The organism is Sagittula sp., assembly GCF_052825245.1.
This window is the reverse complement of the sequence record NZ_JBRBWD010000025.1, coordinates 56,023-77,352: the sequence shown is the minus strand read 5'-3', so window position 1 is coordinate 77,352 and position 21,330 is coordinate 56,023. Positions and strand designations below refer to the sequence as shown.

The window sequence follows — 21,330 nt, the reverse complement described above, 5'->3', positions numbered from 1 at the left end:
ACAGCCCGTTGGCGAGCCTTTGCCGATCCCGGCACGAGGGACTCGCCTGACACGGGCCACGCGGCGTATGAAATCTCCGTTCACGGAGAGACTCATGCTGCCACGCCTTACGTTGATCCTCATGCTGGCCCTGACCGCGGCCTGCTCGGCCCAGAAGCCGGAGCCCGTCGTCAAGCCCGCCGATGCGCTGCCGCTGTTCCCCAACGAGACGCCCGAGCTGCGCGACGCCATCAACAAGTGGTCCGACCATTACGGTCTGCCGCGCCCGCTGGTGCATCGCCTCGCGATCCGCGAGAGCACGCACAATCCCAAGGCCCGCAACGGCCCCTACTGGGGGCTCTTCCAGATCCTGCCCGCCACGGCGCGCACGATGGGGTTCCGCGGCTCGGACTCCGATCTTCTGGATGCAGAGACGAACCTCCAGTACGCCCTGAAGTACCTGAAAGGCGCCTACATGGTGGCCGACGGCGACTGGGACGACTCGATCATGTGGTACGCCAAGGGCTACTACTACGAGGCCAAACGCAAAGGCCTGCTGGTCGAAACCGGGTTGCGGTCGAACTGATCCGGCAAGGCGCCTACTGAGGCGTGCTGTCGGGTGGGGTTTCGCCCCGGCATGCCGCGCAATTGCCGAACGGGCTGGTTCCCGTATAGACTGTTGCCATGGCACAGGATCTCGAAGCGGCCTACGGGCTGGATACCCCCGACGACAACATCGCGCTCTACCGTGACTGGGCGCGGACTTACGACGCCGCGTTTGCCGAAGAGATGGACTACGTCCTGCCGATGCACGTCGCCGAAGCCTATCGCGACGGTGGCGGGACAGGCCCGGTGATCGACCTTGGGGCCGGCACGGGTCTATGTGGCGCGGCATTGCGGACGCTGGGGATCGGCCCCGTCACCGCAACCGATCTGTCCGAAGAGATGCTGCAGGTCGCCGAGGGGAAGGGCATCTACGACCGGCTCTTCACCGGCAACCTGCTGGATCGCCTGCCAGTCGGGGACGGCACCTTTGCCGGGGCGGTGAGTTCCGGCACCTTCACCCATGGCCACGTCGGGCCGGAGGCGCTGCCCGAGGTCTTGCGCGTGATCCGCCCGGGCGGAATCGCGGTGATTTCCGTCAATGCCGCGCATTGGTCCGACAAGGGATATGACGCGGCGATTGCGTCAATTGAAGGGGTGGAGGCCACGTGGAAAGAGGTGCCGATCTACGGGGCCGAGTCCAAGGGAGCGCACGCGAAGGACCTCAGCCGCATCCTGACCCTGAAGCGCTCCGTGGGGTAGGGCGGGGCTCTGCGCCGCCGCCCTTCCGTTTCGCAGGGGCCGCGGTCAGGCCGCGTAGTCGGACCCTTCGTCGTCGAGGATCGCTTTCAGCTCGGCCAGGTGCCGGATGTCCTGTTCCGGGTAGGTCTCGATCTCGTGGGCCGTCTTCTCGGCGACCTCGTCCGATAGGAAATCAAGTTCCATGCCGGTCTGAAGCGCCGTGATGTAGGTCTGCGCGGCGCGCTCGAAGTAATAGAGCCGGTTCCAGGTCTCGGCCACCGTGTCGCCGATCACCATCACGCCGTGGTTGCCCATCACCAGCGTCTTCACCTTCGGGTCCTGCAAGAGCTGAGCGCAACGTTCGCCTTCCTCTTCGAATGCCAGCCCGCCATAGGCGTCGTCGATGGCGACACGGTTGAAGAACATCGCGCAGTTCTGATCCAGCGGCGGCAGGCGCTTGTCCTTCAGGCAGGCCAGAACCGTCGCATGGACCGAATGCACATGCATGGCGCAGCGCGCGTGCGGGCAGTGGCGGTGCAGTGCGCCGTGCAGGCCCCAGGCGGTCGGATCGGGCGCGCCGGGGCGGTCCAGCGTGGCAGGGTCGTTTGCGTCCACCAGCAGCAGATCGGACGCGCGCACGCGCGAGAAATGCATCTGGTTGGGATTCATCAGGAACTTCGACCCGTCGTCGTTGACCGCCAGCGAGAAGTGGTTGGCGACAGCTTCGTGCATGTTCAGGCGGACGGTCCACCGGAAGGCAGCGGCCAGGTCGACACGCTCCTGCCAGTGATCGAGGTTCGGTCGGGTTTGTGGTGCGTTCATCTGGGCCTCCTTTTTGTTGGCGCCATTGCACGCACACGGGCCTCCGATGTCAATCCGACAGCAGGTGCAAAAGGCGGCATTCGCTGCGGCGCAGGCCCCGCACATCCGGCGCCGCCGACAGGTCGCGCGGGTCTTCGGCGAGGGCGATCACCTTGGGGTGGATGTAGGACGAGCGGGCGATGGCCGGCGTGTTGTGCAGACGGTCGGCCGCCGCCTCGGCCATCCTCTTGATCGTGGGCTTGTCCGCCTGCTCGGCAGCCTCAAGCGCGGCAACAGTGCCGTTCCAGGTGCGGAACGTCTTGGCGGTCAGGCCCTCGGTGCCGGTGACCTCCTCGAGCCAGGCGTTGACCTCGCCTGAGCTGACCGCGTGCCGCGCGCCGTCGTCGTCGATCCACTTGATGAGTTCGGGACCGGGCAGGTCGCCCATGCGCGTCAGGATGCGGTTCAGCGTCCGGTCCTGCAGGGACTTGTCCACCCGCTTGCCCCCCTTCGCGGCAAAACGGAACCGCAGCCCGTCGCCGTCGAGCGCCACATGCCGCCGCTTCAGCGTCGTGGCGCCATAGGTCCGGTTTTCGCGGGCATAATCCGCCGTGCCGATCCTGAGAGAGGCGCGATCCAGCAGGGCCAGAATGGCGGCGAGGGCAAAGGCGTGATCGCCGACCTCACCCTGCCGCAGCGTTCGCCTGATGCGCCGCCTCAGGCCGGGCAGTATCTCTCCGAAGGTACGCAGATGGTCGTACTTCTGGGCATCGCGCCATGACCGCCAGTCAGGGTGGTAGCGGTACTGTTTGCGGCTGCGGGCGTCGCGGCCCGTCGCTTGCAGGTGCCCGTCCGGCAGCGGGCAGATCCACACGTCCTCATAGGCGGGCGGCACCGCCAGCGCCTTGATCCGGGCGCGTTCCGTGGTGTCGTCGATCCGCGTGCCGTCCGGCGCAAGATAGGAAAAACCGCGTCCGCACCGCAGCCGGCGTATGCCGGGGCGGGAGTCTGGGTAGTAGGTGAGGGACAATGTGGCGAGCATGTCCCGAAAACCCGCGAAGGGCCGCTCCGGTTCCCGTCAGACCAGCGGCCGCGACGGCACCCAAGCGTAGCCGTCCGGGCAAAGCAGATACGCCTCGCGGAGGCCGTGCGGCTTGTCGGTCGGCGGTTGCAGCACGTGGAAGCCATGCGCTTTTGCGCGGGCTGTGGCTTCGTCCGGGTCCGTCTCGAACAGCCGCAGTTCCAGACCGGCCCCGCGCGGCGGCTGCTCGGGCAGGAGCGACTGCAGCGGATTGGCATGGTAGGTGCCGTCGGAATGCAGCTGGAAAACTTGCGGACCGTACAGCAAGATGGCGAAGTCGTCGCTGATCCGGTGCGCCGTCATGCCGAACACGGCGTACAGCCGGGCCGCCTGGTTCCGCACGTCGCGCACCAGCAGGTTGACGCCGAACCCGCGCAACGCCCGGCCGAAGTCCTCCGGCTTGACGGTCTCCAGGTCCAATCCCTCGATCATGTCAGTCCTCCTGACCCTTTCGGCAGGTTGCACCCGCTGGAACAAGCTGTCAACGTTCCGGGCAAGACAGCAAGGAACACGCGATGCAAGACACCATGGAGCCGTTCGACGTGATGACCCCGGACCTGCCGGAGCCGGAACTTTTCGACGATGCGCGCGCCGCGGTGGACCGGCTTTGCGAGCTTTATGAGGCGTCGGCGGGCTTCCTGCGGGACCGTTTCCTTCAGGCGATGGTCGAGGGGCACCCCGGCAGGCGGCTGCGCGCCTATTATCCTGAGGTCCGTTTCACCACGGCCAGCTTCGCCAAGGTCGACAGCCGGCTTTCATTCGGTCACGTGGCGACGCCGGGCACCTTCGCGACGACTGTGACCCGGCCCTACATGTTCCGCCACTACCTCAGGCAGCAGATCGGGCTGCTGCTGGCGAACCACGGGGTGAAGGTGCAGGTCGGTGCGTCGGACGTGCCGATGCCGGTGCATTTCGCGGTCGCCAACTACCCGGACGTCACGGTCCCGCAGGAGGGCGCCGCCGATTTCGTGCTACGCGATGTCTTCGACGTGCCGGACCTGACGACGACCAACGATGACATCGTGAACGGGGTGGCGGTGACGCTGCCGGGAGAGGCGGCGCCGCTGGCGCCCTTCACGGCGCAGCGCGTCGACTATTCGCTGGCGCGGCTGGCGCATTACACGGCGACCGACCCGGCGCATTTCCAGAACCATGTGCTGTTCACCAACTACCAGTTCTACGTGTCGGAGTTCGAGGCCTACGCCCGCGCGACGCTGGCCGACGAGGCGTCGGGCTACACCAGCTTCGTGAGCACCGACAACGTCGAGATATCGGACCCCGACGCGCAGATCCCCGTTCCGCTGCGGATGCCGCAGATGCCGACCTATCACCTCAAGCGCCCGGATGGCTCCGGCATCACGCTGGTCAACATCGGTGTCGGCCCGTCGAACGCCAAGACCGCCACCGACCACATCGCGGTGCTGCGCCCCCATGCCTGGCTGATGGTCGGGCATTGTGCGGGGTTGCGGAACTCTCAGTCGCTGGGGGACTTCGTGCTGGCGCACGGCTACCTGCGCGAGGATAAGGTGCTGGACGACGACCTGCCGGTCTGGGTGCCGATCCCGGCGCTGGCCGAAATCCAGGTCGCGCTGGAAGATGCCGTCGCGGCCGAGACGCAGCTTTCGGGCTATGACCTGAAGCGGATCATGCGCACGGGAACGGTGGCGACGGTCGACAACCGCAACTGGGAACTGCGGGAGCACACCGGCCCGGTCCAGCGTCTGTCCCAGTCGCGCGCGGTGGCCCTGGACATGGAATCCGCGACGATTGCCGCCAACGGCTTCCGCTTCCGGGTGCCTTACGGCACGCTGCTGTGCGTGTCCGACAAGCCGCTGCATGGCGAGCTGAAGCTGCCGGGCATGGCCTCCGACTTCTACAAGACGCAGGTGGCACGGCATCTGAGAATCGGTATACGGGCCATGGAATCACTGCGCGATATGCCTCTGGAACGCATCCACAGCCGCAAATTGCGCAGCTTTGAAGAGACTGCATTCCTCTGAAACGTCGGGAACCGGCAGTTGACCCGGCGGAAATAGGCACAAAATGCACAATATTGGCTGGGGCTGAGCCACGAATTATTGTGTTTCCCGGCCATATCCGGTTTTAATGCCGCGCAGAGGCCCAAGGGATTTTGGGCAGTGAAGGAGCGCTCATGCAGACAGGCGGTGGCGCACTAAAAGGAGACCATGAAATGGCGAAGCCGATGACGAAGACCCAGCTTGTGGCTGCACTGGCAGAGAAGATGGACGCGGACAAGAAGACCGCGAACGCTGCTCTGGACAGCCTCGTGGAAATCATCACCTCTGAAGTGGCTGGCGGCGGTGCCGTGACCCTTCCCGGCGTGGGCAAGATCTATTGCCGCGAGCGTCCGGAGCGCATGGTTCGCAACCCCGCGACCGGCGAGCAATTCAAGAAAGAAGCCGACAAGCAGGTCAAGATGACCATTGCGAAGGCTCTGAAAGACAGCGTCAACGCCTGATCGCTTTTGCGGATCGGACGACCGCCCGGCGCAGCCGATCAAGGTGACAGCGTTTCGCGGGGCAGACAATTGCCGCGCAGATTCCAAGAGGGTCGTCCCATCGGGCGGCCCTTCGTCGTTTTCGGTGGCGGTCAATAGCCGCCGATGGCCGGACGCTCCTTCCATTCGTATTTGTCGCCTCCGCTTTCCGGCGGCGTGAGGTCCAGCATAGACGCGCGTTCGTAAACCACCTGCGTCGGCACGTTGAGCACGTCGGCCACCGCCTGTGCGCGCCCTTCGTACCAGAGATTGCGGAACGCCTCGTCCGGCATCAGGAGGATGTAGGCGAAGCGGCGCGCCTCCAGTTGGGCGGCGGGGTCCTTTGGCCGGTGCAGCGCCTGTATCCCGCAGCCGGGGTGCTTTTCCCGGGTGACCGGCACATGCAGGATCCAGTGGCCGATCCCTATAGCGGCAGCCACGCGGTCGTTCTTCGGTCGTCCGTTCTTCGGCAGCCAGATCACCGCCCGTTTGTGCAGGGGGACGTCCAGCATCATCTCGTGCGGCGGGCTGGAGTATTCGATGTCCACGTTCAGCGCCCGGCACAGCCCGTCGAGCGGCCCTTCCTTCAGGCCGACGCCCGGGTGGTTCGCCAGAAGGTCGCTGATCGTCGCCTCCATCTCTTCCTGGGAGACGTTGGTGGCGAGGGGTTCCACATAGGGATAATCTGGGTAACGGGCAGGCATGCGGACGCTCCATGTTTGTGGATGCGCACAGTCATGCCATGGAACAGGTTGACCATTCCTCAACCCCCGGCGCATTCCGCCGGAAAATATCCGCAATACATGGCAAAGCCCGGCGGACCGGCCGGTCAGACCTCGGACAGGCGGACCTTCTGGCGTCCCTCGCCATCGAAATTCTCCGCAGATAGCCAGCGGTCGAAACGAGCGGCGAGCGCTGGCCATTCGGTGTCGATGATGGAGAACCACGCCGTGTCGCGGTTGCGGCCCTTGTAGATCGTGGCCTGCCGGAAGGTGCCCTCGTAGGTGAAACCCAGCCGTTCCGCGGCACGCATGGACGGGGCGTTCAGCGCGTCGCATTTCCATTCGTAGCGACGGTATCCCAGCGTATCGAAGGCGTGACGCATGAGGAGGACCATCGCTTCCGTTGCCAATGCCGTGCGCTGCAGGCGTGGGGCGAAGTGGATGAAGCCAACCTCGACCGAGCCGACTGCAGGGTCGATCCTGAGGAGGGAGCAGAAGCCCGATGCTGTGCCATCCGCATCCTCGACCGTGTAGAACTGCGGATCGGCAGAGCCCTGCGCGGTGCGGCACCAGCGGGCGGCGGTCTCCTCCGTGTCCCAGGGTTCGATCGGCAGGTAGGTCCAACCGGTGCCCGCCGCGTCTGCCGCAAAGGCGGCGAAGAGCCCGGGCGCGTGTTCCTCGCGCAAGGGCACCAGTCGCCCGAACCGCCCGTCTAGCGCCACATGCGGTGGACGGGGGCGCGGGAAGTTCGTCGCCACGGGCGCGCCTATCGGCTGCCCGTGGTCGTTCGTCCGGGTCATGCGAAGATGCGACCCAGTGCACCGTCCACGGCAGAGACGATCTCGTCGATGTCGTCCTTCGTCGCGATCAGCGCGGGCGAGAAACACAGCGTGTTGTTGCGCCCCGGGACGGACCGGTTGGTCGCGCCGATGATGACGCCCTGCGCCATGCAGTCCGCCACGACGGCCTGCACCTGCGTCTCCGGCACGACCTCCTTGGACTGGCGGTCGGTCACCAGTTCGGCGCCGAGGAACAAACCCTTGCCGCGCACGTCGCCGATGACCTTGTGCCGGTCGGCCAGCGCGCTGAGCTGGTCCAGCATGTAGTCGCCCATCGCCGTGGTGTTCCCGAGCAGGTCCTCTTCCTCGATGATTGCCATGTTCTCGATCGCCGCCGCCGGACCCGCCGTGCAGCCCCCGAAGGTGGAGATATCGCGGAAGTAGTTCATCGGATCGGTGGCATCGTCCTTGAACATCTCGAAGACGCGCTCTGTCGTGACCATGCAGGCGATGGCGGCATAGCCGGAGGCCACGCCTTTCGCCATGGTGACGAAGTCAGGCTCGATCCCGTAGTGCTGGTAGCCGAACCACGTACCGGTCCGACCCACGCCGCAGACCACCTCGTCGATGTGCAGCAGCACGTCGTACTTGCGGCAGATCTCCTGCACCTTCTGCCAGTAGCCGTCCGGCGGGGCGATCACACCGCCGCCCGCGGTCACCGGCTCTAGGCACAGGCCGCCCACGGTGTCCGGACCCTCGGCGAGGATGACCTTCTCGATCTGCTCGGCAGCCCAGACGCCGTAGTTCTCGACCGGTGCGCCGTCCTGCTCGTGCTTGCGGTACTCAAGGCAATGCGGAACGCGGACGAAGCCGGGGGTGAAGGGGCCGTACTGCGCGTTGCGCTCGTCCTGACCGCCCGCCGAGAGGCAGCCTATGGTGGTGCCGTGGTAGTCGCGGTCGCGGTACAGGATCTTGTGCTTCTTGCCGCCGTACCGCTTGTGCGCGATCTGGCGGATCATCTTGAAGGCCTTCTCGTTCGCCTCGGAACCTGAGTTCGTGTAGTAGACGCGGGTCATGCCCGGCATCTTCTCGATCAGCTTCTCGGCGAAGAGCGCGCCGGGCACCGACCCGGAGGCGCCGGCAAAGTAGTTCAGGCGCATGAGCTGGTCATAGACGGCCTTGGCGATCCGCTCGCGGCCGTAGCCTACGTTGACCGTCCAGACCCCGCCGGAGACCGCATCGAGGTGCTCCTTGCCCGCCTGGTTCCAGACGCGCATGCCCTTGCCCTCGATGATGATGTTGGGGTCCTTCGTCTCGAAGGCCTTGTGCTGAACGAGGTGGTGCCAGACGTGGGCCTTGTCTGCATCCACCACGTGGGAGAGATCGTTCTGGGAGTAGGTGCCGTCCATCATTGCGAGAGACTCCTTTAAAGGCGGGATTTGGTCCAGTTGGCCGGATTTTTGAGCGGCTTATAGGGCCAGTTGGTTCGCTCATATAGTGCCAGATTGTCGCTTACCGGTCGCGTGTCGATACGATTTCTCATGAATCTCAGTCGGTTGCCAGATTTTATCGGGGCCATTGACGGTGCGAAACACCTGCCGGTTGCAGCGGCTGTCCGAAAAATCGTTGATCGGATGCCTGTTTGCTGGTCGGATCGGACGCGGCGTCCGAAGCGAGGCGCCCGCGGGTCCGACCCGCGAAAAGCCCCCGCAAGCACGGGGACAACACGGGAGATGTATTGATGAAAAAGACCCTTCTGGGCGCCGTGGCCGGGATGGCCGTCATGGCCGGGATGGCGCAGGCCCAAGAGATTACAGTCGGTTACTTCCTCGAATGGCCGATGCCCTTCCAGTACGCCAAGGCCGAAGGCATGTACGAAGAGGCGATGGGCGTCGACATCAACTGGGTCAGCTTTGACACCGGCACCGCGATGAGCGCCGCAATGGCATCCGGCGACGTACACCTGTCCGTCAGCCAAGGGGTGCCGCCCTTCGTGGTCGCTGTCTCTGCCGGGCAGGATCTGCAGATCCTCGACGTCGCGGTGTCCTATGCCGACAACGACAACTGCGTCGTGGCCGAGGCGCTGGAGATCGACAAGGACTCTGCCGGCGAACTGGCCGGCAAGAAGGTCGCCGTCCCGCTGGGCACCGCCGCACACTATGGTTTCCTCAAGCAGATGAACCACTTCGGCGTCGATATCTCTTCCATGGAAGTGGTCGACATGGCGCCGCCGGACGGGGCCGCGGCCATCGCGCAGGGCTCTGTCGACATGGCCTGCGGCTGGGGCGGCTCGCTGCGCCGCATGAAGGAACACGGCAACGTCCTGCTGACCGGCGCCGAGAAGGAAGATCTGGGCATTCTCGTCTTCGACGTGACCTCCGGCCCGGCGGGCTGGGTGGCCGAGAACTCCGACATCGTGTCGCAATTCCTGGCCGTGACCGCCGAGGCGAACGCCATGTGGGCGGACGAGGCCAACCACGAGAAGATGCTGCCGGTCATCGCCAAGGACGCGGGCATGGACGAGGACGCCACCATGGCAACCATCTCCACCTTCGTCTTCCCGACGGTCGAGGACCAGCTCACCGAAAAGTGGCTGGGCGGCGGCGCGCAGGAGTTCATGAAGGGCGTGGCCGACGTCTTCGTCGAGGCTGGCTCCATCGACGCGGCGCTCGACAGCTACGCGGAAAACGTGAACACCGGTCCGCTCGAGGCGGCGAACGGCATGTAAGACGCACGCCGCGGCAGAGTCCCTGTCGCGGCAGCGCGGGGACGGGGGCGGTAGTTTTCTGAACAACCGCCCCCGACCCGCCATTCTGGGCCAGAACTCCGGACTTCAAAAAGGAGGCGGCATGAGCGGTCTCGCCATCGAAAACCTGTCCATGCGCTTCGACCTGCCCAACGGCAGTTCCGTGCAGGCGCTGAAGGATGTGTCGCTTACCCTTGCCCCCGGAGAGCTGCTGAGCGTCCTCGGCCCCTCCGGCTGCGGCAAGACCACGCTTCTGAACATCGTCGCCGGGTTCCTCGCGCCGACCGGGGGGCAGGTCGTGATGAACGGCCACAGGGTGCGCGGCCCAGACCGCGAACGCGGCATGGTCTTCCAGCAGGGCGCGCTGTTCGAGTGGATGAGCGTGCGGGAGAACGTCTCCTTCGGCCCTCGCATGGCGGGGAAGCGCGAGCGTGACTGGGCACAGACCGTCGATCACCTGCTGGAGGTCGTGGGCCTGAAGGACTTCAAGGAAAAGGCCGTCTACGAGCTGTCGGGCGGTATGCAGCAGCGCGTGGCCCTCGCCCGCTGCCTTGCGAACGAGCCCGACGTCATCCTGATGGACGAACCGCTGGGCGCGCTGGATGCGCTGACCCGCGAGAAGATGCAGGGTTTGGTGCTGAAGCTCTGGAAAGAGACCGGCAAGACCATCATCCTCATCACCCACTCGGTCGAGGAGGCGCTCTTGCTGGGCGAGCGCCTGCTGGTCATGGCGCCGCGCCCGGGCCGCATCCACCGCGAATACCGGCTGCCGTTTGCCGACATGGGCGTGAACGCCGACCTGCGCGAGGTCAAGAAGCACCCCGACTTCGGCCAGAAACGCGAGGAGATCCTCAGCATGATCTGGGACATGGAAGAGGAAATCATGGGAAGATCGGAGGCGGCGGAATGAGCGTTCTCATGGCGGGCGGGCGCCACGGATCCATGGCGCATCCCGGCGGGGGAGCGGACGCATGATCGTCTTCCTGATCTACGCAGTCGTCTTCGTCGTGTCCTTCGTGCTGGTGAAGTTCATCGTGCGCAAGACGACGACCGACTACACCTCGCTCAAGACGGTGACCTTCGGCGACGAAAGCGCCGTGGTCCCGAACCGCATCGCCAGCGTGATCTCGATCCTCGTGATCTTCCTTCTTTGGGCAGCCTTCACCGGGTCGAAGCTGGTGCCGGGTTTCATGCACGCCCCGGGGCCGTTCATCGGCGACGCCACGTTCACCTACACCGCGACGGCGGAAGGGGTTGAACCCGACGACGCCACCGTGACCGTCCGGGTGTTCGAGGTCGGCACCGAAGCCGAAGCGCCGGAGGTCGACCCCGGCGAAGGTTGGGCGAAGAACGACAGCGATATCGTGGGGGCCTGGCGCTCCGGCCTGATCCGCGTCGACCGCAACGACGAGCTGGACCGTGACGCAGGCCATACCGTGATCGCGGTAAACGGCGAACCCATCGAGCCGGGCGGCTCTGTCATGACGGAATTCGGCAGGGTCGGCATGTCGCCCAAGGGCACGCTGAACTTCGAACCGGCGAAGGGCTTGCAGATGGAGCCGATCTGGCTTCCGCCACCGGAGGCCGTCGTGGCCCGTCTGGGTGAGATCGCCTCCGACGGCTACCGCGATTCAACCCTGTGGGAGCACCTGGGCTACTCGCTCTTCCGCGTGATCCTCGGCTTTCTCTTCGGGGCGCTGGTGGGCATCCCCCTGGGCTACGCCATGGGCCTGTCGGACTGGTTCCGCGGCTGGTTCGACCCGATCGTGGAGTTCATGCGCCCCGTGCCGCCGCTGGCCCTGATCCCGCTGGTCATCATCTGGGCGGGCATCGGCGAGGTGGGAAAGATCATTCTCTTGTTCCTGGCGGCGCTCTGGATCATGGCCATCGCCGCGCGGGCGGGGGTGTCCGGTGTGGCGATCTCCAAGGTGCATGCGGCCTATTCGCTGGGCGCGTCGAAGTGGCAGATCATGCGGCACGTCATCGTCCCGAATTCCCTGCCCGAGATATTCACCGGCGCGCGGGTGGCGATGGGGGTCTGCTGGGGCACCGTCGTCGCGGCGGAGCTTGTCGCGGCCGAGAAGGGCGCCGGGATGATGATCATGGTCGCCTCGAAGTTCCAGCTGACCGACATCGTGCTCATGGGGATTATCCTGATCGGCATCATCGGCTTCGGCATCGACATCCTGATGCGATGGGCCGAGAGGGTGCTGGTCCCCTGGAAGGGCCGGGTCTGAGCATCCGTTCGCAAGACAGGTTCAGCGCGTCAAAGGGCTGTCGGTTCGACCGACGGTCCTTTCTTGTTGCATGAAGCGATTTTCAACAGTCCGTGCGCGCAGGCTGTTTCGGATGCGCACGATTTGCTCTGGGGCGTCAGCCATCCCGCAATCCGAAGATCAGTTGCTTTCTGGCGCGTCCGTGGCGGTGTCGGCTTCCGGCTCTGCTGGTGCCTCCGTCGCCGGCGTGTCTGCCTCCGAGCTCATGCCGTCCAGCGTCGTCATGAGGCGCATCACCTGCGCGTCGAGCCACACGCGGCCCTTGTCCACCGCCGTCACGTAGGCCTCCAGCGCGGGCGCGACCTGCGGCACCGACATGGAGATCTTGGTGGCGTTGGCGTAGGTGCCGATGGCAAGCGCTGCCAGAACGATCACCAGCAGGAAACCCTTTCCGAAACCGCCCGACTTCTGCTCGACCGCAGAGGAACGACGTTCGGCGGAGTCGATGACGCGCGGTTCCGAGGTAGAGCGCAGCGTCTGGTTGATTTCGTCCACGTTCGGCAGCAGATCGCGCCGCGAACTGGCAGCCGCTGCCGCGGCCGCCTCTGCCGTGGCGCGGCCTTCGTCCCGGTCGTACGGTGCGCTTTCGGGAACAACGGGCGGGGCAGGGCGCCTGGCGGTTTTCGGGGCCGCGCCTTCGTCACCGCGAATGCGGGCCATGCGTTCACGCGCCTGCCGCGACCGGCGCGCGCGCTCGTCCTCGTCCGGTTCCTCAAGGCCGAGGTCCGGCTGCGTCTCCAGCGACTCCGCCGCGCGCCTGCGCGACTCGTAATCCCGTTCCTCGCGGAAGATCTCCGCCACTTCCGGGTCCAGACCGCGCGGTTTTGCCTCCTCGGCGGGTAGGACCGGTTCGGGCTCCGCCTCGGCGTCATCCTCTTCGAAGTCGTCATACGTTTGAGGCTCGGCGGCTTTCCGCGAGAGGTCGGGGCGTTCTGCCGGGGGGATGGAGGACGTCGCCTCTGCCGGTTCGTCCTCCGGCGTCCATTCGGCGTCGGGCACCGGCTGGTTCAGGTCCTCGGCCAGATCCGCGTCCCTGTCGGGATGACGCTGGAACCAGGTGTGACCGCAGTTGGAACACTGAACATCGCGACCGCTTTCGGGGATGACCTCTGCAGGGACATCGTATTGCGCTCCGCAATTCGGGCAAATCAGCCGCATGCTGCTCCGTTCCTGTCTCTCATCGCCCCTTCGTGGGCGTTGCATTAACCATAGGTGCGATGACACAAGGGGAAAAGTCCATTTCTGGCCAATGAGCCGCGTTGCACAAGCGGGCGTGCACTGGCACAACAGGGGCAACAAGAGGGTGAGGGCAGACGACCCGTGATCGAGCTGGAAAACGCGGCCTATTCCTATAGCGGGGAGGCGCTGCTTACCGACATTTCGCTGAAGCTGGCGCCGGGGACCTTCCACTTCCTCACCGGCCCGTCCGGCGCTGGCAAGACGACCTTCCTGAAACTGTGTTACGGCGCGCTGAAGCCGACGGCGGGCACGATCCATATCTTCGGCGAAGACGTGACCCAGCTGGACCGCAACGCCATCGCCTACATGCGCCGCCGCATCGGCGTGGTCCACCAGGACTGCCAGTTCCTCGACCACCTGCCGGTGGCGGAAAACGTCGCCCTGCCGCTGACCGTTTCGGGCCAGGCGGATCCGAGCCAGGCGGACAACCTCCATGAGCTCATGAGCTGGGTGGGCCTGACCGGCAAGTTCGACGCCCTCCCGCCGGAACTGTCGGGCGGGGAGCGACAGCGCGCGGCCTTGGCGCGTGCGCTGATCCTCAGCCCGGACGTGATCCTTGCGGACGAACCCACCGGCAACGTCGACTGGGAAATGTCGCAAAGGCTGCTGCGCCTGCTGATCGAGCTGAACAAGATGGGTAAGACGGTGATGATCGCCACCCACGACCTCGCGCTGATCCGTGCCGCGAAGGCGCATGTGCAGGCCCGCGTCCTGCGCATCCAGAACCGGTCCTTGCAGACCGCGGGGGCGGACCTGTGATCGCGCGGCTCGCCAGCATCCGCGGCCTGATGAAGGGCGATCGCGGGGCAGATCGCGTCGTGCCGCCTTCGGGCTTCACCGTGCGGCTGACTCTGCTGACCTCCGTCGCCATGGCCTTCCTGACGATCTTTGCGCTGGCCCTGTCGCTGGCCGCCGGGCGGCTTGCGACAAGCTGGGGCGACGAACTGGCGCGCGCCTCGACGGTGCGCATCTCCGCTCCCGAAGGGCAGATGGCCGAACAGGTGGCGGCGGTGCTGACGGTGCTTGAACAAACCCCCGGTGTCGCCTCCGCCCGCGCTTTGACGGCGGACGAACAGCGCGCATTGCTGGAACCGTGGTTCGGCCCCGCGCTCCCGGTGGAACAGCTTCCGGTGCCGCAGCTTGTCGAGGTCCTGGAGACCGGTGACGGCTACGATTCCGACGGGCTGCGCCTGAGGCTGCAGGCCGAGGCACCCGGCGCGGTGCTGGACGAACACAGCCGCTGGCGCAAACCGCTGGTGGCGGCGGCCTCGCGGCTACGGCTGCTGGGCTGGACGTCGATCCTTCTGATCGGAGCGGCGACCGGCGCCATGGTGACTCTGGCGGCCCACGCGGCGCTGGCCGCCAACGCACAGGTCATCGCCGTCCTGCGGCTGGTGGGTGCCACCGACCACTACATCGCTCAGGCCTTCGTCCGGCGGTTCACCCTGCGCACGCTGACCGGCGCCGCGGCAGGGACGGTGCTGGGGATGCTGGCGCTTGTGCTGATGCCCGCCGCCGGTGACGTGGAGGGGTTGCTGACCAGTCTCCGCTTCGAGGGGTTCCAATGGCTCTGGCCGCTTTTCGTGCCGCCCCTGGCCGCCGCCGTGGCCTATATCGCGACCGACCTGGCGGCGCGCCGCGTACTGGGGGAACTGGCGTGATCCAGTGGGTGCGTTCGGCGATCTTCGTCTTCCAATTGTACTTTGCGATGCTGGTCCTCGGCATCGTCTTCCTGCCTTGGGCGCTGTTCTCCAGCCGCGGCGCGCGGATGGCCTGCAAGTCCTTCTGCGTCTGGACCCGCTTCACCGCGCGCTGGATGGTCGGCCTCAGGACCGAGGTCCGTGGCCCGGTGCCTCAGGGCGAGGTCCTGATCGCGGCCAAGCACCAGTCCTTCCTCGACATCATCCTGATCTTCGGCGCCGTACCGGCGGGCAAGTTCATCATGAAGCACGAGTTGCTCTACACGCCGGTCATCGGGCAATACGCCCGTCGCATCGGCTGTGTGCCGGTGGCCCGGGGCAAGCGGGGCGCTGCCATCGCGCGGATGCTGTCAGACGTGAAGAAGGGGGCCGCGGAACCCGGCCAGCTCATCATCTATCCGCAGGGCACCCGCGTCGCCCCCGGCGTGAAGCAGGGTTACAAGGTCGGCGCGGCGTTGCTTTACGAACAGACCGGCCAGCCCTGCGTCCCCGCGGCGACCAACGTGGGCCTGTTCTGGCCGCGCAAGGGGATCCTGCGCAAGCCCGGCCTCGCGGTTGTGGAGTTCCTGCCGGCCATCGAACCGGGCCTCGGCCGCGAAACCCTGCTGATCAGGCTCGAGACGGAGATCGAAGCGGCCTCGAATGCCCTGATGCGAGAGGCCGGTTTCGAACCCGAGGAGTAAGACCATGAACCGCATAGCGAGCATTCCGGATCTCGAGGCGCTTTATCCCGAAGCGGTCCCCGCTGCCCTGGTCAAGGTCTCGCCGGTGCTGACGCCGCTCTATCGCCGCTGGGTGGAGGCGGCGCGGTTTTGCATCCTCTCCACCGTCGGGCCTGAGGGTGTCCACGGCTCGCCACGCGGCGACGATGGCCCGGTGATCCGGGTGGACGGACCTGACCGCCTGCTGTTGCCGGACTGGCGTGGCAACAACCGGCTCGACTGCCTGCGCGACATTGTATCGGACGGGCGCTGCGCGCTGCTCTTCATGATCCCGGGCACCCACACGACCGTGCGCGTCAACGGACGGGCGTTCCTGACCGACGACCCGGACCTGCGGCAAAGCTTTGCCAAGGGGGAGCGGCTGCCCGCAACGGTGATCGTGATCGAGATATCTGAGGTCTACACGCAATGTGCAAAGGCGCTGATGCGGTCGGGCCTCTGGCCGCGTGACGCAACGCTCGACCTGCCGAGTGTGGGCGAGATCCTGGCCGACATGTCGCAGGGTGCGCAGGGCGGCGCGGATTACGACCGCAACTACCCGGAGTACGCCAAGACCCGCCTCTGGTGATCCTGCGCGGGGTGGGTGGGACAGGCGGCCAGCCGCAACCCGGCCCTGGTGCGTGCTGATCGTCGCGAGCCAGCTGCGAAGGCGGACACCGGTTCCGTACCGATTGTCCGGACCGTCCTATCCTCGACGCAGGTCTTCGGCCCGGAATATTAAAAAGGGCGCGGTTCGGACCGCGCCCTTTCTTGTTCTCTCACCGTCCCCCGGCGAGGACGGCGGCGCGGGTATCCGTCAGGCGTGGATCGGACCGTCGCCGCAGGCCAAGGCAGCCTCGCGCACCGCTTCGGAGAAGGTCGGGTGCGCGTGGCAGGTCAGGGCGATGTCTTCAGCGGAGGCACCGAACTCCATGCCGACACAGATCTCGTGGATCAGGTCGCCCGCGGCCGGACCGATGATGTGGCAGCCGAGGATGCGGTCGGTTTCCTTGTCGACCAGCATCTTCACAAAGCCCTCGCCCTGGAACACGGCCTTCGCGCGGCCGTTGCCCATGAAGGAGAACTTGCCGACCTTGTAGGCCTTGCCCGCCTCTTTCAGTTGCGCCTCCGTCGCGCCGACCATGGCGACCTCCGGTGCGGTGTAGATCACCGAGGGGATCACGCCATAGTTCACGTGGCCATGTTTGCCTGCGATCACTTCGGCGCAGGCCATGCCTTCGTCCTCGGCCTTGTGGGCGAGCATCGGTCCCTCGATCACGTCACCGATGGCGTAGATGCCGTCCACCGACGTCTTCCAGTGGTCGTTGACGGCGATCTGGCCGCGCTTCGTCATCTCGATCCCCAGCGCGTCCAGCCCCAGCCCTTCGGTAAACGGCTTGCGGCCGGTCGCGACCAGCACCACGTCGGCATCGACGGAATGTTCGCTGTCGTCCTTGCGCAGCTTGTAGGTGACCTTGGCCTTCGACTTCGTGGCCTCAACCTTCGACACCGCGGCGCCCATGGTGAACTCAAGCCCCTGCTTGGAGAGGATCTTCTGGAACTGTTTCTGGACCTCGGCATCCATGCCCGGGGTGATGTGGTCGAGGAACTCGATGACCTGCACCTCTGCACCCAGACGCTTGTAGACAGAGCCCATCTCGAGCCCGATCACGCCCGCACCGATGACGACCATCTTCTTCGGCACCTTCGGCAGGGCCAGCGCGCCGGTCGAATCCACGACCACGCCGCCGTCGTTGTCCACGGTCACGTCCGCACCCGGAACGCTCGCCACTTCGGAGCCCGACGCGATGATGATGTTCTTGGCGTCATAGGTCTCGTCGCCGACCTTGACCTTGCCCTTTTCGGGGATGGAGGCCCAACCCTTCAGCCAGTCGATCTTGTTCTTCTTGAACAGGAACTCGATGCCCTTGGTGTTCTGGCCGATGACGTCGTCCTTGTAGGCCAGCATCTGTTTCCAGTCGACGGACGGCGATTTGCCCTTCAGGCCCATCTTGGCAAAGTTGTGCTCTGCCTCGTGCAACTGGTGCGAGGCGTGCAGCAGGGCCTTCGACGGGATGCAGCCCACGTTCAGGCAGGTGCCGCCCAGCGTCTCGCGGCCTTCCACGCAGGCGGTCTTGAGGCCAAGCTGTGCGCAGCGGATCGCGGCAACGTAGCCGCCGGGACCGGCGCCGATGACGATGACGTCGTATTGGGACATGTCGTTTTCCTTCTGTCTGAGGGGGAGGAGGCGATGCCCCCGCTCCGGCGGAGCCCCCCGGGAGTTGTTCAGCCCGAAACCGGGCCGGGTGTGCGGGGCCGATCGGTCACAGGAGGCACCAGATCAGCATGAAAACGGTGGCAAGAAACCCCGCGAACCAGATTAGAGAGCGCCAGGGCGTCCAGCCAAACAGGTACGCGGGCACGTACAGGATGCGTGCCGCGAGGTACACGAGCGCCGCAGCCGCCGTGAAGGCGTCGCCGATGTCAGAGTAGGTAACCACCATGACGGCGATGGAGAAGAGGATCAGCCCTTCGAAGTGGTTGTTGAGGGCGCGCTGCGCGCGGCCCGCCAATCCGGTCAGCTGACGCGGCACGTCCCGCGGCGAGGCGGCGTAACGCGTGCCGACCTGCATCTGCGCCGCCACGGAGAAGATCGCGAACTGCACGGCCTGAAGGAGCGCGGCGAGGGTCAGTATTGTGAGTTCCGGGGTCATACGAAGGCCGCCACGATCAGGACCAGCGTGGACAGCAATCCCGCCATGAAGAGGTAGGACCGCCACGGCACCCAGCCGAGCGCATAGGCCGGAAGGTAAAGCGCGCGCGCGGCGACGAAGAGCCATGCGAAAAGCGCGGTGACCCAGCTGTTCGAGCCGGTGAACTGCACGAGCACCACCGCGATCACGAAGAGGCCGATGTTCTCCGTGTGGTTGCCGAGGGCGCGCTTCAGCCGCTCGGTCCGGACGGAGAGGTCCATGGACCCGTCGCGCGGAGACAGGTTGCCCTCCCGGCCGACATCCTCTTCGAAGGATTTCTGCGACCACACGACGGCGGCCAGATGCACCAGCACGGTCGCCGCGAGAGCTGCGAGTTCGGGGGTCATGTCGTGTTTCCTTTCGCTTTGCCCGTGGCTTTGCGAGGCTCGTCACGGGGCCGCTTGAAGCGGGCGCCGCGACAGGGATTGTGGTGCCGGAAAGGGTCATGCCGGGCGCATCTCCTTCGTCCAGGCGGCGCGGTTGTCTGCCGTCAGGACCGCGACCCGTTGTGCGGTGAAGGCGTCGGAGCAGGCCTGTTCCAGCCGGGTGAAGGCTGCATCCCGGCGCCACTCCGCCAGCCGTGCCCTGACGCCGGGCAGATGTTGCAGCATCTCGGGCGCGTCGGCGTCGTTGCGGTTGGCCTGCCGGTGCCAATGCGAATTCAGGTGGTATTTCGTATCGCCCCGCTTGCCTTGCCCGTCGCCGCGGTCGTTCTTCAGCAGGAACACATCCTCCGAGCGCACCGCGTAGTGATACACTTGGGCAGAGGCCGCGCGCGCCGCAACCTCATGCGGCCGGAAGCGGGCCGACTTCTTCTGGTAGAGCGAGGCATTGGACAGCGGCACGCCGTCCGGCGTCATCACAACGGGATCGGCCACCTGCGGGTCCAGCGGGTTGTGGTCGGTGGCGCGGCCAAAGCTGGCCACGCGGAACAGGCACTTGAACTTGGTGACACCCGGTTCGGGCGCGGCTTCTGCCCGGGTGTTCCGCTCCAGCACGAGATCGCCCGGCGTCCAGTCCGTCACGCCGCTGTCGCCGAAGGTGCGCCATGGCAGGGGTACCACGTCCGCGCCTTCGGTGCGTGCCATGAGATCGGCGAGATCCCCGTCGGCGAGGTGCAGGAACTCGTCCGCGTCGATGTGCAGAATGTGGGTGATGCCTTCCTCTCGCGCCCAGGCCAGAACCAGATCCATTGCGGCGTCCTGCGGCGGGCGGCCCGCCGGATCGTGGTCGATATGGTCCACGATGCCCTGCGCGGCCAGGTGCGCCAGCAGCGCATCGGTGCCGTCGGTGCAACCGTTGGTCGCCACCGCGATCCGGTCGAAACCCAGGTCCGCATGATACGCCAGCCATTCCGGCACGAAGATGCCTTCGTTCCTCATGCAGGACACAAGCGCGATGCGGACCGGGGTCGTCACGTCAAACGGTCTCCAGCATGTGGGAGGCGGAGGGCGGATGGCCAAGCCCGGTCTCTTTCGAGAGCCACGACTTTGCCTTGTCGGTGTCGTTGACGGAGAACAGCGCCCAATGCGCGCCCGTGCCCTCGCGCCACATCTGCAGCAGCGTCAGGCCCGCCTGTCCGCGCGCCTCCGCGTCCGCGTCGAAGGCGGACGGATCGAAGCTGTCGAACCTGAGAAGAAGTTGGTGTGTCATGCGGCCTCCAGTGCCTTGGCGATCCGCCGGGCGCGGTCGTCGAAGGTGAGGCCGCGTGCCGAGGGATGTATGGTTTCGATATGGTCGATACCGCACATACGTAGGACGGAGGCCGCGTCCGTCCCGAGCGCGATGGGCCGGCGGGCCATCAGTTCATACTGCCCAACCGCCTCGAACGACGCCCTCCGGTCGCGCGCCGGGATGACCGAAGACCGCTTCGCCGTGAGAAGCGCAAAGACCGGGGTGATGTAGATATCCGCACGGGTCAGCCCCACCAGCGCCAGCACCTTGTCGAAGACGCGGTTGCAGGGGTTGGTCGGCAGGTAGCCCTGTTGCGCCAGTATCGCCCGGTTGGCATTGGCCGAAGGCGCATCCAGCCAGTCCTTGGAGATCAGCATGGGCCCGGTGAGATTGCCGGAGGTCATCTGGATCGGCGACACGTAGTCGCCGTCGAAACCCTCCTCCGCAAGGGTTCTGTACCCCGGCAGGGAAAACGCGCGGCGGCGGCGGATGGCATCGGTGAAAGCTGACGTCATTGCGCCGCCTCGTAGTCGGCCAACAAGCCCTGCAACCGGGCCGTCTCCTCCGCCGTCAGGATCTTCTGGTCCGTCAGGTTCGCCAACTCGGCCAGCTTGTACCATTCGTCGCGTGTGGCGACCCGTCCGCGCTTCAGCACCTTTTCTGCCGTGCGTTGGACCATGCCGCCCGCTTCGAAAAACCCAAAGCACGCCTCGGCGCGAAATTGGTCGAGAAAGGCCCGGACCTCCGCGGCAGCCTCGGCGCTCCCGCGCATGATGTCCGAAAGCTCGTTGCCGGTCACGTCATACCACATCCGCAGTTCGTCGAGGACGAAGCGTAACCTCGACCTGTTCGGCGCATCCCCCAGAACGTCGGTAAAGACATGGCCGGGTTCGACAATGGTGTTCATGTCCGTGTCAGTTCCGAAAGCCTGCCGATGCATGGCGATCCGCCACGCGCGGTAGACATCGACACCATGCGCAAGACGCGCAATGTCGGCGTGGATGTCTTCGGCTGTTCCCGGCGTTGCCATGGACCCGTCTCGCACCGTTCAGTGTTGGCAGGCGCACCCGTGTGCGCCCGCCGCAGGGTGGGTTTTCA

The 21,330-nt window shown here is 65.8% G+C and carries 25 protein-coding genes; 11 read left to right on the top strand and 14 right to left on the bottom strand.

All coding sequences use genetic code 11. The annotated features are described in order from the left end of the window. Positions 1–94: 94 nt before the first annotated feature. On the top strand, positions 95–565 hold the full coding sequence (locus ACU0DV_RS08625) for a transglycosylase SLT domain-containing protein (protein ID WP_446241339.1): 471 nt from the start codon (positions 95–97) through the stop codon (positions 563–565). Positions 566–663: 98 nt separating this feature from the next. Then, the gene (locus ACU0DV_RS08620) at positions 664–1,284 is read left to right on the top strand and encodes a class I SAM-dependent DNA methyltransferase (protein ID WP_446241338.1); all 621 of its coding nucleotides are present in this window, start codon (positions 664–666) and stop codon (positions 1,282–1,284) included. A gap of 45 nt (positions 1,285–1,329) precedes the next feature. On the opposite strand, the gene ACU0DV_RS08615 is transcribed toward ACU0DV_RS08620, so the two are convergent. From ACU0DV_RS08615 to ACU0DV_RS08605, 3 genes are read right to left on the bottom strand one after another with little or no spacing between them, the layout of a single operon-like run. Then, positions 1,330–2,085, bottom strand: a complete 756-nt coding sequence (locus tag ACU0DV_RS08615; protein WP_446241337.1) for a class II aldolase and adducin N-terminal domain-containing protein — start codon at positions 2,083–2,085, stop codon at positions 1,330–1,332. A 49-nt stretch (positions 2,086–2,134) separates the two neighbouring features. Beyond that, the gene (locus tag ACU0DV_RS08610) at positions 2,135–3,106 is read right to left on the bottom strand and encodes a DNA topoisomerase IB (RefSeq protein WP_446241336.1); all 972 of its coding nucleotides are present in this window, start codon (positions 3,104–3,106) and stop codon (positions 2,135–2,137) included. 36 nt (positions 3,107–3,142) lie between these two features. Then, positions 3,143–3,577 carry a VOC family protein gene (locus ACU0DV_RS08605; RefSeq protein WP_283982482.1) on the bottom strand — a complete coding sequence of 145 codons (435 nt, stop codon included), beginning with the start codon at positions 3,575–3,577 and terminating at the stop codon, positions 3,143–3,145. An 83-nt stretch (positions 3,578–3,660) separates the two neighbouring features. On the opposite strand from ACU0DV_RS08605, the gene ACU0DV_RS08600 reads away from it, so the two are divergent. Together ACU0DV_RS08600 and ACU0DV_RS08595 are read left to right on the top strand one after the other, a co-directional pair. After that, on the top strand, positions 3,661–5,145 hold the full coding sequence (locus tag ACU0DV_RS08600) for an AMP nucleosidase (RefSeq protein WP_446241335.1): 1,485 nt from the start codon (positions 3,661–3,663) through the stop codon (positions 5,143–5,145). A 191-nt stretch (positions 5,146–5,336) separates the two neighbouring features. After that, complete coding sequence (locus ACU0DV_RS08595) at positions 5,337–5,624, top strand: HU family DNA-binding protein (protein WP_100927670.1); 288 nt, start codon at positions 5,337–5,339, stop codon at positions 5,622–5,624. A gap of 131 nt (positions 5,625–5,755) precedes the next feature. On the opposite strand, the gene ACU0DV_RS08590 is transcribed toward ACU0DV_RS08595, so the two are convergent. The 3 genes from ACU0DV_RS08590 to ACU0DV_RS08580 form a co-directional block, all read right to left on the bottom strand. Next, the gene (locus ACU0DV_RS08590) at positions 5,756–6,346 is read right to left on the bottom strand and encodes an ImmA/IrrE family metallo-endopeptidase (RefSeq protein WP_157814919.1); all 591 of its coding nucleotides are present in this window, start codon (positions 6,344–6,346) and stop codon (positions 5,756–5,758) included. Positions 6,347–6,471: 125 nt separating this feature from the next. Then, positions 6,472–7,164: a GNAT family N-acetyltransferase gene (locus ACU0DV_RS08585; protein WP_446241334.1), complete on the bottom strand. Its 693-nt coding sequence runs from the start codon at positions 7,162–7,164 to the stop codon at positions 6,472–6,474. Then, the gene (locus ACU0DV_RS08580) at positions 7,161–8,552 is read right to left on the bottom strand and encodes an aminotransferase family protein (RefSeq protein WP_446241397.1); all 1,392 of its coding nucleotides are present in this window, start codon (positions 8,550–8,552) and stop codon (positions 7,161–7,163) included. The genes ACU0DV_RS08585 and ACU0DV_RS08580 overlap by 4 nt, the downstream gene beginning before the upstream one ends. A gap of 332 nt (positions 8,553–8,884) precedes the next feature. On the opposite strand from ACU0DV_RS08580, the gene ACU0DV_RS08575 reads away from it, so the two are divergent. The 3 genes from ACU0DV_RS08575 (at position 8,885) to ACU0DV_RS08565 (ending at position 12,126) form a co-directional block, all read left to right on the top strand. After that, a complete protein-coding gene (locus ACU0DV_RS08575; RefSeq protein WP_100927667.1) occupies positions 8,885–9,871 on the top strand; it encodes a taurine ABC transporter substrate-binding protein in 987 nt (328 codons plus the stop codon). A gap of 121 nt (positions 9,872–9,992) precedes the next feature. Next, positions 9,993–10,799 carry an ABC transporter ATP-binding protein gene (locus ACU0DV_RS08570; RefSeq protein WP_446241333.1) on the top strand — a complete coding sequence of 269 codons (807 nt, stop codon included), beginning with the start codon at positions 9,993–9,995 and terminating at the stop codon, positions 10,797–10,799. A gap of 61 nt (positions 10,800–10,860) precedes the next feature. After that, positions 10,861–12,126 (top strand): ABC transporter permease subunit, encoded by a 1,266-nt coding sequence (locus ACU0DV_RS08565; protein ID WP_446241332.1) that lies wholly within the window; start codon positions 10,861–10,863, stop codon positions 12,124–12,126. Between the two features lie 159 nt (positions 12,127–12,285). Here ACU0DV_RS08565 and ACU0DV_RS08560 read toward each other — a convergent pair whose 3' ends face one another. Further along, entirely contained in the window at positions 12,286–13,323 is a 1,038-nt protein-coding gene (locus tag ACU0DV_RS08560; RefSeq protein ID WP_446241331.1) for a zinc-ribbon domain-containing protein, read from the bottom strand. 162 nt (positions 13,324–13,485) lie between these two features. Between ACU0DV_RS08560 and ACU0DV_RS08555 the strand changes: the two genes are divergently transcribed. Genes ACU0DV_RS08555 through ACU0DV_RS08540 form a run of 4 tightly spaced genes read left to right on the top strand, consistent with a single transcriptional unit; the run spans position 13,486 to position 16,394 of the window. Continuing rightward, on the top strand, positions 13,486–14,163 hold the full coding sequence (locus tag ACU0DV_RS08555) for a cell division ATP-binding protein FtsE (RefSeq protein WP_100927663.1): 678 nt from the start codon (positions 13,486–13,488) through the stop codon (positions 14,161–14,163). Between the two features lie 29 nt (positions 14,164–14,192). After that, positions 14,193–15,065 carry a cell division protein FtsX gene (locus tag ACU0DV_RS08550; RefSeq protein ID WP_198521877.1) on the top strand — a complete coding sequence of 291 codons (873 nt, stop codon included), beginning with the start codon at positions 14,193–14,195 and terminating at the stop codon, positions 15,063–15,065. A gap of 47 nt (positions 15,066–15,112) precedes the next feature. Beyond that, positions 15,113–15,787 carry a lysophospholipid acyltransferase family protein gene (locus ACU0DV_RS08545; protein ID WP_100930833.1) on the top strand — a complete coding sequence of 225 codons (675 nt, stop codon included), beginning with the start codon at positions 15,113–15,115 and terminating at the stop codon, positions 15,785–15,787. 4 nt (positions 15,788–15,791) lie between these two features. Continuing rightward, complete coding sequence (locus ACU0DV_RS08540) at positions 15,792–16,394, top strand: pyridoxamine 5'-phosphate oxidase family protein (RefSeq protein ID WP_446241330.1); 603 nt, start codon at positions 15,792–15,794, stop codon at positions 16,392–16,394. Between the two features lie 228 nt (positions 16,395–16,622). Here ACU0DV_RS08540 and lpdA read toward each other — a convergent pair whose 3' ends face one another. The 7 genes from lpdA to ACU0DV_RS08505 all read right to left on the bottom strand — a co-directional run bounded on the left by lpdA (position 16,623) and on the right by ACU0DV_RS08505 (position 21,262). After that, positions 16,623–18,023: a dihydrolipoyl dehydrogenase gene (lpdA, locus tag ACU0DV_RS08535; protein WP_446241329.1), complete on the bottom strand. Its 1,401-nt coding sequence runs from the start codon at positions 18,021–18,023 to the stop codon at positions 16,623–16,625. 106 nt (positions 18,024–18,129) lie between these two features. After that, positions 18,130–18,519: an MAPEG family protein gene (locus ACU0DV_RS08530; protein WP_100927659.1), complete on the bottom strand. Its 390-nt coding sequence runs from the start codon at positions 18,517–18,519 to the stop codon at positions 18,130–18,132. Then, positions 18,516–18,905 (bottom strand): MAPEG family protein, encoded by a 390-nt coding sequence (locus ACU0DV_RS08525; RefSeq protein WP_446241328.1) that lies wholly within the window; start codon positions 18,903–18,905, stop codon positions 18,516–18,518. The genes ACU0DV_RS08530 and ACU0DV_RS08525 overlap by 4 nt, the downstream gene beginning before the upstream one ends. Positions 18,906–19,001: 96 nt before the next feature. Beyond that, positions 19,002–19,976, bottom strand: coding sequence for a glycosyltransferase family 2 protein (locus ACU0DV_RS08520; protein WP_446241327.1), 975 nt, complete (start codon positions 19,974–19,976; stop codon positions 19,002–19,004). Between the two features lies 1 nt (position 19,977). After that, complete coding sequence (locus ACU0DV_RS08515) at positions 19,978–20,211, bottom strand: hypothetical protein (protein WP_100927656.1); 234 nt, start codon at positions 20,209–20,211, stop codon at positions 19,978–19,980. Continuing rightward, positions 20,208–20,747 carry a hypothetical protein gene (locus ACU0DV_RS08510; protein ID WP_446241326.1) on the bottom strand — a complete coding sequence of 180 codons (540 nt, stop codon included), beginning with the start codon at positions 20,745–20,747 and terminating at the stop codon, positions 20,208–20,210. Before ACU0DV_RS08510 ends, ACU0DV_RS08515 begins: the two co-directional genes overlap by 4 nt. Continuing rightward, positions 20,744–21,262, bottom strand: a complete 519-nt coding sequence (locus tag ACU0DV_RS08505; protein ID WP_446241325.1) for a hypothetical protein — start codon at positions 21,260–21,262, stop codon at positions 20,744–20,746. Before ACU0DV_RS08505 ends, ACU0DV_RS08510 begins: the two co-directional genes overlap by 4 nt. Between the last annotated feature and the right edge of the window lie 68 nt (positions 21,263–21,330).